General features: G+C 45.6%; 11 protein-coding genes. 7 read left to right on the top strand and 4 right to left on the bottom strand.

The annotated features are described in order from the left end of the window. Positions 1–59: 59 nt before the first annotated feature. Positions 60–551 (bottom strand): acetolactate synthase small subunit, encoded by a 492-nt coding sequence (gene ilvN, locus VXQ11_RS04715; RefSeq protein WP_064094785.1) that lies wholly within the window; start codon positions 549–551, stop codon positions 60–62. Beyond that, positions 548–2275 (bottom strand): acetolactate synthase 3 large subunit, encoded by a 1728-nt coding sequence (locus tag VXQ11_RS04710; protein WP_416705532.1) that lies wholly within the window; start codon positions 2273–2275, stop codon positions 548–550. The genes ilvN and VXQ11_RS04710 overlap by 4 nt, the downstream gene beginning before the upstream one ends. Before the next feature lie 685 nt (positions 2276–2960). Here VXQ11_RS04710 and VXQ11_RS04705 point away from each other — a divergent pair. From VXQ11_RS04705 to holA, 4 genes are all read left to right on the top strand, one after another. Beyond that, the gene (locus tag VXQ11_RS04705; protein WP_416705531.1) at positions 2961–3314 is read left to right on the top strand and encodes a DUF4124 domain-containing protein; all 354 of its coding nucleotides are present in this window, start codon (positions 2961–2963) and stop codon (positions 3312–3314) included. A gap of 122 nt (positions 3315–3436) precedes the next feature. Continuing rightward, complete coding sequence (gene leuS, locus VXQ11_RS04700) at positions 3437–6058, top strand: leucine--tRNA ligase (protein ID WP_416705530.1); 2622 nt, start codon at positions 3437–3439, stop codon at positions 6056–6058. Between the two features lie 206 nt (positions 6059–6264). Further along, on the top strand, positions 6265–6798 hold the full coding sequence (gene lptE / locus VXQ11_RS04695; RefSeq protein ID WP_064094789.1) for an LPS assembly lipoprotein LptE: 534 nt from the start codon (positions 6265–6267) through the stop codon (positions 6796–6798). Positions 6799–6807: 9 nt separating this feature from the next. Next, entirely contained in the window at positions 6808–7806 is a 999-nt protein-coding gene (gene holA / locus VXQ11_RS04690) for a DNA polymerase III subunit delta (RefSeq protein WP_064102268.1), read from the top strand. Here holA and VXQ11_RS04685 read toward each other — a convergent pair. Further along, a complete protein-coding gene (locus tag VXQ11_RS04685; RefSeq protein WP_416705529.1) occupies positions 7803–8252 on the bottom strand; it encodes a bacteriohemerythrin in 450 nt (149 codons plus the stop codon). The genes holA and VXQ11_RS04685 overlap by 4 nt on opposite strands. A 592-nt stretch (positions 8253–8844) precedes the next feature. Here VXQ11_RS04685 and VXQ11_RS04680 point away from each other — a divergent pair. The 3 genes from VXQ11_RS04680 to VXQ11_RS04670 are packed head-to-tail and all read left to right on the top strand — an operon-like array spanning position 8845 to position 13605. After that, positions 8845–10200 carry a MacA family efflux pump subunit gene (locus tag VXQ11_RS04680; RefSeq protein ID WP_064094792.1) on the top strand — a complete coding sequence of 452 codons (1356 nt, stop codon included), beginning with the start codon at positions 8845–8847 and terminating at the stop codon, positions 10198–10200. A gap of 2 nt (positions 10201–10202) precedes the next feature. Beyond that, entirely contained in the window at positions 10203–12179 is a 1977-nt protein-coding gene (locus VXQ11_RS04675) for a MacB family efflux pump subunit (RefSeq protein WP_064094793.1), read from the top strand. A gap of 10 nt (positions 12180–12189) precedes the next feature. Then, positions 12190–13605: an efflux transporter outer membrane subunit gene (locus tag VXQ11_RS04670; RefSeq protein WP_416705528.1), complete on the top strand. Its 1416-nt coding sequence runs from the start codon at positions 12190–12192 to the stop codon at positions 13603–13605. Positions 13606–13673: 68 nt separating this feature from the next. Here the strand turns inward: VXQ11_RS04670 and VXQ11_RS04665 are convergent, their stop codons facing one another. After that, positions 13674–15506, bottom strand: a complete 1833-nt coding sequence (locus VXQ11_RS04665) for a tetratricopeptide repeat protein (protein WP_416680394.1) — start codon at positions 15504–15506, stop codon at positions 13674–13676. Positions 15507–15510 lie beyond the last annotated feature (4 nt).

Raw genomic sequence — 15510 nt, 5'->3', positions numbered from 1 at the left:
CCCTTAAATTCACATTGCCTGACCCCTCTTCTTGTACAGATGAGGAAATATTTAAAAATTTAGATTGTTAGAACTTTTTCGCCACGTGCGATCCCGGATACACCAGAACGTACCACTTCTAGAATCGTGTGTTCTGCAAGTGCATCAATAAACGCATCCACTTTCTCAGTAGTCCCTGCGATTTGAACGGTATAGGTCGTTGGTGTTACATCAACGATCTGACCACGAAAAATATCCGCCGTACGTTTGATTTCGTCACGAGAAGAACCCAATGCTTTCACTTTGATCAACATCAATTCACGCTCAATGTGTGCACCTTCAGACAGGTCCACCACTTTAACCACCTCAACCAGCTTGTTAAGCTGTTTGGTGATCTGCTCAATCTTGTGATCATCGCCATAGGTGGTCAATGTCAAACGTGAAAGTGTTGGATCTTCAGTCGGGGCAACATTCAATGTTTCGATGTTATAGCCACGCTGTGAGAACAAGCCGACAAGGCGGGAAAGCGCGCCTGATTCGTTTTCTACGAGTACAGAGATAATATGTCTCATTTCGTGCGCTCCCCTTTAGCCAACCACATATCCTGCATCGATTGACCTGCAACCAGCATCGGATATACGTGTTCGGTACGGTCAACCATTACGTTAATAAATACGCATTTGTCATTGATTGCCATCGCTTCTTCGAGCTTGGATTCAAGCTCGTCTGCATGGTTAATCTGAATGCCGACATGGCCATAAGCTTCCATCAGCTTTGCAAAGTCAGGCAATGAATCTACATAAGAACTTGAATGACGTCCCTCATAGTTCATATCTTGCCACTGCTTCACCATCCCTAAAGACTGGTTATTCAGGCACAGGATTTTGACGTTCAGGCCATATTGCTTACAGGTCGAAAGTTCCTGGATACACATCTGAATCGATGCTTCACCAGTAATACACACCACCTGCTGTTCCGGGAAGGCAAGCTTCGCCGCCATCGCATATGGCAGACCTACACCCATCGTACCTAGACCACCTGAGTTGATCCATTGGCGTGGACGCTTGTACTTGTAATACATCGCACCAAACATCTGATGCTGACCCACGTCAGAAGTGATGATCGCTTCGCCATTGGTTACCTTGTCCAATGCCTGAACCACTTGCTGTGGCTTCATTACGCCATTAGTACCCGCTTCAAAACGACCACCATGAACCTTGCGCCATTCATTGATCTGTTTCCACCATGCCGCAATCGCTTCAGGATTTGGCTTGGATACATTCATCTGCTTCAACTGGTTCAGCATTTCATTCAATACCGGCTCTACAGCGCCCACGATTGGGATATGCGCCATAATGGTTTTTGAAATCGTTGCCGGATCAATATCAATATGAATGACTTTGGCATTTGGACAGAATTTTGCAGGGTTATTGGTTACACGGTCATCGAAACGCGCACCTACACACAGAATCACATCTGCATTGTGCATGGTCATGTTGGCTTCATAAGTGCCGTGCATCCCCAACATACCGATGAACTGTTCATCATTACCCGGGAATGCGCCAAGACCCATCAAAGTATTGGTTACTGGATAGCCCAATAAATGCGCTAGCTCTGTCAATTGTTCTGAAGCATTGCCCTGAACCACACCACCGCCAGAGTAAATCACGGGGCGTTTAGCGTTGATCAATTCTTCAATCGCTTTACGAATTTGGCCCGAATGACCACGGAACGGTGGTTGATACGAACGCATCTTCACTTTTTCCGGGTATTCGTAAGCAAATTTTTCTGCAGGATTGGTCGCATCCTTTGGAATATCGATCACCACCGGGCCTGGACGGCCTGAGGACGCGATATAAAAGGCTTTCTTGATAATCGCAGGAATTTCACTGGCATGACGCACCTGGAAGCTATGCTTCACGATCGGACGGGAAATCCCGACCATATCGGTTTCCTGGAATGCATCTTCACCAATCAGATGACTCGCAACCTGGCCAGACAAAATCACCATCGGGATTGAGTCCATATAGGCTGTTGCAATTGGGGTTACCGTATTGGTTGCGCCCGGACCTGAAGTCACCAGCACCACACCGGTTTTACCTGTCACGCGCGAGTAGGCATCTGCCATGTGGCCGGCAGCCTGTTCGTGACGTACGAGGTAATGATTGATTTTGTCTTGTTGAAATAGCGCGTCGTAAATATGTAGTACTGCGCCGCCTGGGTATCCAAAAACATGTTCAACGCCTTCATCCGCTAATGCGCGAACGAGCATTTCACCACCAGATAGAAGTTCCAACGTGATTCACCCTAATATTATTCACTGCACAAATGGGAGGCATTTGCAGTGTTTCATTTGTTAACTGTCTGCACTGTTATAGCACACAAATTTCATAGTTTTCATAGCAATAGGAAAAAAATCTGATCTCTTCGCTGTTCGAGCAATACGAGACCTAAAACATGTTGGGATAAACATATTTTGCTTAGCTTTGTTCAATTTCTCGGCTAGAGAAATCGCCCACTGCATGAAATGACTCTTAGTCGAAGGGTGATCGATCTAAGGCATATAAAACTATTGCAGCATTCTTGTGTTTTCAGGCTTTAAAGTCAAGTTTAAAAAACAGGCAATCTGTGCTTATAGCCTTCAAATTTGCTGTTTTTAACAGCAACCACTGCTTGTAGTCATTCCCCTAGCTCCCTACAACCTTAATTAATTCAATATAATTCATATACTTAACTGTTTATTTTTATAAATTTTTAATATGTCTTATATAAAAAAAATGAATGAATTTTTATTAAATCAAAGCAAATGGTTTATCAATAAATTTTGTATACGAAAATTTATCTCTCGGTATTTAAATTCAAGAGGATATTTATGCCATCAATTAACAGTGATCAAACAGCTAAAAAACCATCACTTCTATTGAAAACATTATTACAATGATTGCAGCAATTTACGCCTAGAAAGACGGGGCCCAAGAACAATGAAAATATCTTTTTTAACTGCCTTCAGTCTGAGTTGTGCAGTTTCTTTGAGCATTTGTAGCAGTAGCGCTTCCGCGATCGAGTATCATAAATGGGTCGATGCAAAAGGTGTCACGCATTATACCAAAACCCCACCACCCAAATCCGCAAGGAAAGCCACCACAGTAGACACCTATGGCTGGAAAAATTCAGCTCCAACACCGCCTAGAACTGCTGAATCTGTAGAACAAACCGAGAATATCACTCAGGAACAGCTGCAACAATCACCTCAAGTTCCAGCGAATCAAGACCAGCAGCAACGCGAAGCCAATGAAGCATTGCAACAATCTAAAAATCGTGCAGTCGCTTTATAAGGCATCCCTCTATACAACAGTCATTTTTTCTTCGGGAAATGCGGGTGCAAAATTCACTTTTAGGTGCATTTTGCGCTATGCTGTGCCTCATAATTTTTTAACCGTTCTCTTGTATTACGTATATGACTACTCACATTGACTCAGAATATCAAGCCAGTGCGATTGAGCCTCAAGTCCAGCAGGACTGGGAATCTCGCAAAGCCTTTAAAGTTGCCGACACTGTAGAAGGTCCACGTCGTTATATCCTCTCGATGTTCCCTTACCCAAGTGGCAAACTGCATATGGGTCATGTGCGTAACTATACGATTGGTGACGTGATCAGCCGTTTCCATCGTTTAAAAGGTGAAACTGTGCTTCAACCAATGGGTTGGGATGCTTTTGGCCTACCTGCGGAAAACGCAGCAATTGCGCATCAGGTTGCTCCTGCAAAATGGACCTTTGAAAACATTGATTACATGCGTAATCAGTTGAAAAAGTTAGGTCTTGCGGTGGACTGGGATCGCGAATTCGCAACCTGCACACCAGAATACTACCGCTGGGAACAATGGTTATTCGTTCAGCTTTATAAAAAAGGTCTGATCTACCGTAAGTTGTCTACTGTGAACTGGGATCCAGTGGATCAAACTGTTCTTGCCAACGAACAAGTTGAAAATGGTCGCGGCTGGCGTTCAGGTGCGTTGGTTGAAAAACGTGATATTCCAATGTATTACTTCCGCATTACTGATTATGCGCAAGAATTACTTGATGATTTAGATACGCTCAAAGACGGCTGGCCCCAACAAGTTCTGACCATGCAACGTAACTGGATTGGTCGCTCACAGGGTATGGAAATCACCTTCCCTTCAGCAAATCCAGAAATCTATGCAGATGGTTTAACCGTCTTTACAACACGTGCCGATACATTAATGGGTGTGACCTATGTTGCAGTTGCAGCCGAACACCCAATGGCGCTTAAAGCGGCGGAAAACAATCCTGAACTTGCTGCATTTATTGAAGAATGCCGTATGGGTTCAGTGGCAGAAGCGGATCTTGCAACTGCCGAGAAGAAAGGCATGGCAACAGGTCTTTCTGTAAAACACCCTGTGACTGGTGAAGAAGTTCCTGTTTGGATCGCGAACTATGTATTGATGTCTTACGGTTCAGGTGCGGTGATGGCAGTGCCTTCACATGATGAACGTGACTTCGAATTTGCCAATAAATATGGCCTGACCATCAAACAGGTGATTGATGCCAAAGGCGCAGACGATGCCGAATTCTCTGCGACAGAGTGGCAAGAATGGTATGGTTCTAAAGACGGCAAACTGGTTAATTCAGGCGAATTTGACGGTTTAGATTTCCAAGGCGCATTTGATGCTTTCCTTGCAAAACTAAAACCTCAAGCACTTGCCAATGTAAAAGTTCAATTCCGTCTACGTGACTGGGGGGTATCTCGTCAGCGTTATTGGGGTTGTCCAATTCCAATGATTAACTGCAATACTTGTGGTCAAGTACCAGTGCCTGAAGATCAACTTCCTGTTGTCCTTCCGACTGATGTTGTGCCAGATGGTTCAGGTAACCCACTGAACAAAATGCCTGAATTCTATGAAACCACTTGCCCATGCTGTGGTGGCGATGCCCGTCGTGAAACAGATACGCTGGATACCTTCGTAGAATCTTCTTGGTACTACGCACGTTATGCTTCTCCAGACTTTACTGGCGGTATGGTGAAACCTGAAGCGGGTCAAACCTGGCTTCCAGTCAACCAATACATCGGTGGTGTTGAACACGCGATTCTGCATTTACTTTATGCACGCTTCTTCCACAAATTGATGCGTGATGAAGGTGTGGTACAAGGCAATGAACCGTTCACCAACTTGTTAACCCAAGGTATGGTGCTGGCTGATACGTATTACCGCGAAGCGGAATCAGGTAAGAAAACATGGTTTAACCCTGCCGATATCGAACTTGAACGTGACGAAAAAGGTCGTATCACTTCTGCGAAATACAAAGAAGATGGTCAAGACGTTGTCGTTGGCGGTCAAGAAAAAATGTCGAAGTCGAAAAACAACGGTATCGACCCACAATCGATTATTGATCAATACGGCGCAGATACTGCACGTGTGTTCATGATGTTCGCAGCTCCACCAGATCAGTCACTTGAATGGTCTGATGCAGGTGTTGAAGGTGCTAACCGCTTCTTGAAACGTGTATGGCGTTTGGCGACTGGCTTCCTTGAAAAAGGCAACAACGCATCAACTATCGACAAAGCTGCGCTTTCAACTGCTGCGCAAGACTTGCGTCGTAAAACACACGAAACTATCCAAAAAGTGGGTGATGACATCGAACGTCGTCATGCATTTAACACTGCCATTGCAGCGATGATGGAACTTCTAAACGCGAACAACAAGTTTGAAGCGAAAGATGACAATGATGTAGCGGTTGCACGTGAGTCTATTACAACGCTTCTTACATTGCTTGCGCCATTTGCACCGCACTTAAGTCAAACATTATTGGCTCAGTTTGGCATCGAATTGGAAAAAGTATTGTTCCCATCTGTGGATGAGTCTGCATTAACACGTAATACGCAAACTATCGTAGTTCAGGTGAACGGTAAGCTTCGTGGCAAACTAGAAGTGTCTGTTGATGCATCTAAAGATGACATCCTAGCTCAAGCAAAAGCATTACCTGAAGTTCAACAATTCTTGACCGGTCCAACCAAGAAAGAAATTGTTGTACCGAATAAGTTGGTGAACTTGGTGGTTTAAAAATCTCCCCTAGCCCCTCTTTAAAAAAGAGGGGGAAAGCCTCCCTTTTTAAAGGGAGGTTTGGAGGGATTTAATCTTTACCTAGAAAAAGGTAGGGATTAAAAAACAATTCCCAAACAAAGCCCGTTGCCAGTCAACGGGCTTTGACTTTACAATCCAGATCAGAATTTCAAATATTCCCCTTTGGGAAGCATAGAGGGCAACACATGCATTTGGGCAAACGTTTAGCAGCAATTGTTTTAACTTGTGGTCTGAGTGCAGGCTTGACCGGCTGTGGCTTCCATCTGAAAGGAACCAATCCGAGCTCCGCACCTGTTGCTTACTCTGTTATGAGCCTGTCTTTACCACCCGACACTGACGAACTGCAAGAAAAACTGGCGGTTTACCTGGGTGCAGCAGGCATACAACTGAGTAATGCACCGAATGCATATGTGTTGCGTGTCTTGGATTATGCTCCTCGCCGTCTGGAACTGAATGGTAAACTGGTCGAAACCTTGTTGCGCTTAAATGTGACGTTTCAGATTGAAGATGCACAAGGCAATCCGATCACTGAACCACGAACTGTAGTAGCCACCCGTTCTTATCAATACGACATTGAAACAGTAAACACTGATGACCAGGAACAAAAGTTTCTGGATCATGTGATTATTGATGATGTGGCTCAGCAGATCGCACGTCAGATCTCATCAAACCGCTTACCATTAGTCAAACAAAATACCCCACCACAACCTGCTCAATAAGACTGCCATATGAAACTTGATTATCTGCAAGCCCTCAAACGTGTCGACGCAGCTCGCGGTGCCTGGGTATTGCATGGTCAAGAGCCTCTATTAGAACAGAATTTAATTGATGCCTTCCGTTCCACCTGGCAAAAGCAGGATATTGAACGTCAGCGCTATGACATTAGTTCGGTCGCTGACTGGAAAACTGTTTTTAATGCCTTAAACAGCCTGTCGCTATTTTCAACACAATTGGCAATTGAAGTACATGGCAATATCAAGCCGGATGCCAGCGGGCTAAAACTGCTGAAAAGCTATCTACAGCAAGACAGCGATAACCTGCTTTTGGTGGTCATGCCGAAGCAGGATGCCAACAGTCTGAAATCCAGCTTTTTTCAGGTGATGGATGCCAATGGGGTGAATGTCTCACTGGTGGCAAATTATCCCAAAGACCGTCAGCAAATTCTCAGTATTGAAGCAGAAAAGCTTGGCATTAAACTGGCGAATGATGCCTGGCAATGGCTGGAACAGCATCATGAGCATAATTTACTGGCAGCCAAAAACAGTCTGATGCGCGTGGCTGATACTTTTGCTGAAGTAGAGATAATCCAGATTGAACATCTGTATGCCTGCTTGCAGGACCAATCCCGTTACAGTACCTATGACCTGAGTGATGCCCTGCTAAATGGCAACCTGTTGCAATCTATCAAAATCTTTCAATATCTGATTGCTTCAGGTGAACCGATGAGCCTGATTTTGTGGAGCATCAGCAAAGAAATGCGTCTGTTGATGCAATTGTTTGAACAACCTCAAAATGCGTTACAAATCGGCATCTGGAAGACCAAAGTGAGCTTGTATCAACAGGCCTTGCGTCGTTTGAGTCCGCAACGCTTTTTGACCTGGCCACAGCTGTTAATCCGGATTGATGCCGCTATTAAAGGGATGTCCAGAGAGAACCCTGAACATCTGATCTTACAGGCCATTACTGAAATGTGCGGTCAAACCTTGTTTGCATCCCAGCATGCCTAACTGAAGAAACGTGCAAACCAGCCTTTGCCTTTTTTCTTTTCCTGCGTTCGCAGGTAACTCAACATATTGTCACGTACTGCATCGACATAGTCCTGATCATCATGTTGAATATGGTTAATTAGCCATTTAGATAGCAGACGATATAAATCTTTTTCAATGGACTCGCCTTGTTCAAATCTCAGACGATAATCATTGAGCCGTTTGACAAATAATTCGTGAATACCGCAATGTGGAGGTAAATACTGATAATTTACCTGTTGCAGCAAATTTTCTTCAAAGCTGAAATGTGACTGGGTATAGTCAATTAAATCATCTTGAATTTCCTTGATTTTATCGCGTTTCCCCGTATTTTTAACTTGTTCCAAAGTATTTATATAATCCAGAATTTGCCGGTGCTGGTGATCAATCACCTCAATTCCAATATTGTAACTTTCATTCCATTCCATCTATACACCTCATTAATTTTATTAGTAAAGTCGTATTATTTTTTGCTGACAAATAGGCGATTTTTTCCGCACAAATAAAACCATAATTTTTTTATGGAATTAAATATTACAAGCTTTATTTAAATCTATATGTAAAACATAGATTTTTTTAATTTTTAAAAGAAGGCATGAGCTAATCACAAGAAAAAATAAAAAAAGCCTGCCGTTAAAAAATAATTATTTTTACAGCAGATATCACTAAATCTTTCTATAACTTTTTTGGCTTTAGGGGAAATTTTTATCGTTATTCGTTGTAGAGGTTTAAACAGAAACCAGATTTCAGGACTACCGCTCAAAACAGTGACTATTTAATTAAACAGTCATGTGACTAATACTATAAATTACTTCTTCTATCTCAAAATTCATCAAATTTAGCTATGCCAGCATGAACAGCTGAATGAATCTTTTATATAAAATCAGACTTTATGCCATGTTGTTTTTTTAGCCCGACAATAGAAAACAATTCTCATTATAAATTAAAAAAATACACGATTTATCCTAATTTCACTCTTATAATTGTTCACAATTATCTGATTTTGAAACTATATTGATCATGCCAAAAATAAAACCGACGAAATTGATTATGGTCGCCGTGATTGCCATTGCGTTAATCGCTGCAGGCTGGTATTTCCTCAAACCCAAAGAACAGCCTCCGCAATATATTACCGCTGAGGTGACTGTAGGAGACATTGAAAGCTCTGTACTGGCAACCGGTATTTTAGAAGCCACAAAAATGGTCAGTGTCGGCGCCCAGGTTTCTGGTCAGGTCAAGAAAATGTATGTGCAACTCGGAGATCAGGTCAAGCAAGGTCAGCTGATTGCCCAGATTGATTCTGTCCGTCAGGAAAATGAGTTAAAAACGGCTGAAGCCAGCATTAAAAATCAGATGGCTCAACTGGCGGTCAGACAGGCCAATCTGGCCAAAGTTGAAGCTGAGTATAAGCGTCAGCAGGCCATGTATGCACAAGATGCGACTTCACGCTCTGAACTGGAATCTGCACTGGCAAACTATAAAACTGCCCAGGCGGATATCACTGCTATTAATGCGCAGATTGAACAGTCGCGTTTGACTTTAGCCACTGCCAAGGAAGACCTCGGCTACACCCAGATTGTGGCACCGATGGATGGTACTATCGTGGCGATTGTGACCGAAGAAGGTCAAACCGTGAATGCCAACCAGAGTGCACCGACTATAGTCAAACTGGCCCAACTCGACACCATGACCATCAAAGCTGAAATTTCTGAAGCAGATGTAATGAAAGTCCATAAAGGCCAAACTGTTTATTTCACAACTTTGGGCAATACTGACAAAAAGATTTACGCCAAACTGCGTCAGGTTGAGCCTGCACCAAATTCAATCAATACCGATAACAATACCTCAAGCTCAACTTCAGGCTCTGCGGTGTACTATAACGCCCTGTTTGATGTACCCAATGAAGATGGCAAGCTGCGTATTGATATGACAGCGCAGGTCTATATCATTCTGGATGAGGCACGGAATGTGCTGACTATTCCAGCTGCTGCCATTCAAAGTTCAAACCGTCCACAACGTCCAAATCGTGGTGAAGGATCTCGCGGTGCCGGTGCCCCATCTGGACCTAACGAAGCTCAGAATCAAGCCCGTGGTGATGAACGAGCTGCAGGTGATCGCCCTGCCCGTCTGGTGCTTTCCGATGCTGAACGTGCCCTGATTGAACAAGGTAAAGCACAGCGTGGCATGGTTCGTGTGTTGCAAGCCGATGGTACTGCAAAACCAACCCCTGTACTGATCGGACTAAATAACCGTGTGACAGCGCAAGTGATTAAAGGCCTGAAACGCGGCGATCAGGTGGTGATTGCAGATGGTTCCGACACTTCCAATGATGCAGCAAAACGCGGTGGCAATAGCCGTGGCCCAATGAGAATGTAAGCATGAATTCACAACAACAGCCTCTTCTGGAGGTGAAAAATCTGGTACGTGAATTCCCTGCGGGTGAAAGCACGGTTCAGATTTTAAAAGGGGTCAATCTGGAAATTTATCCGGGTGAGCTGGTGGCGATTGTCGGCCAGTCTGGTTCGGGTAAATCGACCCTGATGAATATTCTGGGTTGTCTGGATAAACCAACCACTGGCAGCTATAAGGTCAAAGGTCGTGAAACCCGGGAACTGGAAGCTGATGAACTGGCACAATTACGCCGTGAATATTTTGGCTTTATTTTCCAGCGTTATCACCTGCTCGGTGACTTAAGTGCAGCCGGCAATGTCGAAGTCCCCGCGATTTATGCCGGTGAGGATTCATCGGAACGCCGTGAGCGTGCGGTCAAGATTCTGACCGATTTGGGTCTGGGTGAAAAAACCCAGAACCGTCCGAGCCAACTGTCAGGTGGTCAGCAGCAACGTGTCTCGATTGCCCGTGCGCTGATGAATGGTGGTGACGTGATTCTGGCCGATGAACCGACAGGAGCTTTGGACAAGAATAGCGGTATAGAGGTAATGCGGATTCTGCGTGAACTGAATGCCAAGGGTCATACCATTATTCTGGTCACGCATGACCATAATGTGGCAAAAAACGCGACACGAATCATTGAAATTTCGGACGGAAATATCATTTCCGATCAGCCGAATGTTCCTGAAGTCGAAGACGAGCTGGAAAAACAGCCGCTGATCCGGAATGAAAAAAAGAAGATTTCTTCATGGCGTTCCGCGGTTGACCGTCTGGGTGAAGCCTTCCGTATGGCCTTGCTGGCCATGAATGCGCACCGGATGCGGACTTTCCTGACCATGCTCGGGATTATTATCGGTATTGCTTCGGTAGTCTCAGTCGTCGCACTGGGCAATGGTTCACAAAAGCAGATTCTGGAAAATATCAGCAGTCTGGGAACCAATACCATTACCGTATTTCAGGGCCGGGGTTTTGGAGATAATTCCCGCTCCTCACAAGCCAAAACCCTGATTCCAGCCGATGCCGATGCGCTGGCTGAACAGCCTTATGTAGATGGGGTCAGCCCGTCAGTAAATACCAACGTCACCGGACGTTATAAAGAAATTGAAGCCTCAACCACGGTAAATGGGGTGAGTGAAGATTTCTTCTATGTACGTGGCATGACCTTCCAGTCTGGTCAGCCCTTTGACCGTAACAGTGTCACGCAACAGGCACAAGACGTGGTGATTGACACCAATACCAAAAATACCTTTTTTAAGGATGGTACCAATCCGGTAGGACAGGTGCTTTTACTGGGCAGTGTCCCGAGCCGGATTATCGGTGTGATCGACGCGCAAAAAGGCATGATGGGTAATAATGACAGCCTGAATGTGTATTTGCCGTATTCCACCGTAATGAGCCGTATGCTGGGACAATCCAATGTGCGCAGTATCATTGTACGGATTAAGGATGAATACCCAAGTGCAGCAGCGGAGAATGCAATTCTGAATCTGCTGGTACAGCGCCATGGGGCACAGGATGTATTTACCCAGAATGCCGACAGTATCCGTGAAACCATTCAGCAAACTACAGCCACCATGACCTTGCTGATTTCAGCGATTGCCGTGATTTCACTGGTCGTCGGCGGGATCGGGGTGATGAATATCATGCTGGTCTCAGTGACTGAACGTACTCAGGAAATTGGGGTACGTATGGCGGTGGGTGCACGTCAAAGTGACATTCTGCAACAGTTCCTGATTGAAGCAGTACTGGTATGTATTTTAGGCGGCATTTTAGGTGTGCTGCTCTCCCTCGGGATTGGCCAACTGATCACCCATTTTGCTGGTAGTACATTCCAGATGGCATATTCAACCACTTCGATCATAGCCGCCTTTGTCTGCTCAAGCTTGATTGGGATTGTGTTCGGCTTTATCCCGGCACGTAATGCCGCTCGTCTGAACCCAGTCGATGCACTCTCTCGCGAATAAGGAATCTGATATGCAAATGAATTTAACCAAGCTTGCCAGTGCCCTGTTGCTAGGAAGCTCGCTGGTCGGTTGTGCCGCAGTGGTAAAAACACCCTATGAGCCACCTGCTCTTCAGGTGCCTAACAATTTTCAAAATAGTCAGGCTTTAAGCCGGCAGATCCATGCCGATATTCTGACAGATCAGTGGTGGACTTTATTTAGAGATCCACAATTGAATAATCTGGTGAATGAGGTTCTGGCAGCCAATAGTGACCTGGCCGTGGCCGGGATTAATTTGCAGCAGGCCCGGATTCAGGCCAGACAAACGCAAAGCCAGCAAGGGGTCCGTATTGGCGATGCCGGACTGACAACACGTAGAAGTTTTGATTTAGAAAATGGTGATAGTTCATCAGGTTTTGGGATTAATTATCCAGGTTTAAGCTATGAGCTGGATCTGTTTGGCAAACTGGCCAATCAGACCGAAGCCGCTCGCTGGGAAGCCCTAGCCTCTGAGGAAGACTTGCAGGCAACCGCACAAAGCCTGATCGGCACCACGGCGCAACTCTATTGGCAACTGGCCTATCTGAATGAGCGTTATAGTGTGGTGCAACAAAATCTGGCGACTGCACAGCGTACTTATGATCTGGTGAATGTCCAGTATCGTGCCGGTGCAGTATCCGGTCTTGATCTGACCCAAGCCGAACAGGCCATTCAAAGCCAGCAGGCGACCTTAAGCCAGATAGCGCAGCAACGGGTAGAAACGCGTACAGCACTTGCGGTACTGCTGAATATACCGGTGCAGCAACTCTCTCTTCAGGAACCACAACGTTTACCCAACATTGCCTTGCCTGCGATTGAAGCCGGCTTGCCGGCAAGCCTGCTGGCACGTCGTCCTGACCTGAGAGCAACCGAACTGCGTTTACGCAGGGCTTTGGCCAACAAGGATGCCAATAAAGCCAGTTATTATCCGTCTATTAGCCTGACCGGCAGTTTGAGTACCGGTGTGGGCAGCAGCACCTCATTGTCAGATGCATTAAAAAATCCGGTTGCGACTTTAGGTGCCGGTCTGAGCTTGCCTTTCCTGCAATGGAATGACATGAAGCGTGATTTACAGGTGAATGAACTGGAATATGAAAAAGCCATTATCCAGTATCGTCAGACTATATATCAGGCTTTTGCTGATGTCGAAAACGCCCTGTCGAACCGTACTGAGCTAACCAAACAGGTCGCATTACAGCAACGCAATGTTGAACTGGCTGAACGTACAGAACGTCTGACTGAAGTGCGTTATCGTAATGGAGCTATAGCTTTGAAAAACCTGCTGGATGCACAGGAGACCACACGAAATGCCCGGCTGGCTTTGGTGCAAACCAGACAAAACCAGTACAATGCCTATGTAACTTTAATGCAGGCATTGGGTGGTAGCCCCCTCCGGGAATTGCCTTGAATCCAACCTGAATCATAAAAAAACCGCTGTCCAACAGCGGTTTTTTAGTGCGTGTGATTCGAGGAAAATTATTGCATTTGCAAATAAGCATTCACATTTTTCAATAATTCATTGGATCGCTCATGTCCGAGTAAACTGCCTTTTTCCAGCCAGTCTCGTGCGGTTCCGATATCACGCTCCACGCCAATGCCCTTGGTATATAAACGTCCAAGATGGCTATAAGCATCCACATTCACCTGCGCTGCCGCCTGCTGATAATACTGTACGGCTTGTTCAATATTACTCTCAACTCCTTGACCCTGCTCATATGCTTCGCCCAAAGCATTTAGTGCCACACCATTCTGCTGAGCAGCTGCTTTTCGCAGATAGCTCAAGCCTAAGGCAATATCCTGCGCAATCTGTTGCCCTTTAAGATACTTCAAGCCCACTTCTGCTTGTGCCTGGGCATGCCCCAATTGTGCAGCCTGATGCAGATAACGATTGGCCAGCTCTGCATTATTGCTAAACACAGGATAAATACCTGAGAGAGCTTGGTACAGGAACCATGCCGCTTCTTTCGAACCTTTCGCAACTGCCTGATTCAGGTACTGGACAGCTTTATCACGTGTCGACAATGGATATTCAGCCAGACTATAAAACCGGCCGACGCTATAAATTAAATCCGCTTCAGACTGAGCCACAATCTGCCAATACTGCTGTGCCGCGCTCTGAATCATTTGTGTGGCTTTACCCGTATCTTTCGCCGTACCAATACCATTTAAATAACACAGCGCCATCCCCATCTGTGCAGACACATCGTTAGGACTAAGCCGATAGGCAGCCTGATATAACTCAAATGCTTTTTGCGGTTCGTTGGCAACCAGATGCTGCTCAAAATACAGCGCAGCAATTATGCATAAGGCAGGCACATGTTTGCTGTTGGCCGCTTCCGACCAGTAACGAAATGCCATGGTTTCATTTTTATCGACATACCAGCCATGAAAATAGGCCAGCCCGATTAAAGCCTTGGCGTGTGCATCGGCGTGATCTTTGGACTGCTGCAATAAATGCTGAAACACGCGCTGACGCTGATCGGGATCGATACGGCCTTGCAACACACCGGCATAATAATCATAGAGACCTTTCTGGTCACCGAGACTGATACAGCGTTTAATAAATTGCAGCGATTGCGTCAAGTCTTGGGGGAGAATCTGTCCATGCGCATAATCATCGGCGATCTGCTGATTGGCAGCCAAATGATCCTGCCGAGCCGCCAGAAACAGATAATGTATTCCTTGCACTAAATCTTGGGCTGCAGAATCAGCCAGATAATACTGGGCCAGCTGATACTGCGAATTGGCATGACCCTGCCCGGCATTTTGAATGAATAATGCCAGACGCTGTTTTTCTGCAATCATCTCGTTTTGATGGTCTTCGGCAGAAGAAAGTTCAGTGATACGATACTGGGCATCCAGATTACCCCGTGCTACCGCATGACGGTACCAGTACAGGGCTTTTTCCGGGTCAGCCTGCTGATACGCCTCTCCTTCATGAATTTGACCCAGATGATAAGCTGCTTCATCACTACCTAGGCGAAAGGCTTTGTCCAGGTAGCTGATGGCTTTTTCAGTATTTTGCTCATGTCCCAGACCTTGCAGATGCATCAGACCCATCCCGACATAGGCTTGTGGGATTTCCTGTTGCTGAGCCAGTCCCTGATAAATCTGATAGGCACGTTCATAGTTCGGATGCTCCGGATCTGAACTCAATCGTGCTGCATGTTTAAGCTGCGCATCAACCTGCTCAATCCATAAATCATGATACTCGGCTTTGGCCTGATCACGTTTCACCGGATCCGGACGTTTCCACATCCACACCGCTAAAGCTCCTGTCCCCAAAATCAATACCAGCAAAAACCACATAGCT

Source organism: Acinetobacter sp. 197 (genome assembly GCF_048148385.1).
Taxonomy (GTDB): domain Bacteria; phylum Pseudomonadota; class Gammaproteobacteria; order Pseudomonadales; family Moraxellaceae; genus Acinetobacter; species Acinetobacter pecorum.
Note: the sequence above shows the minus strand (reverse complement) of the source record. Positions and strands in the feature narration are given on the sequence as shown.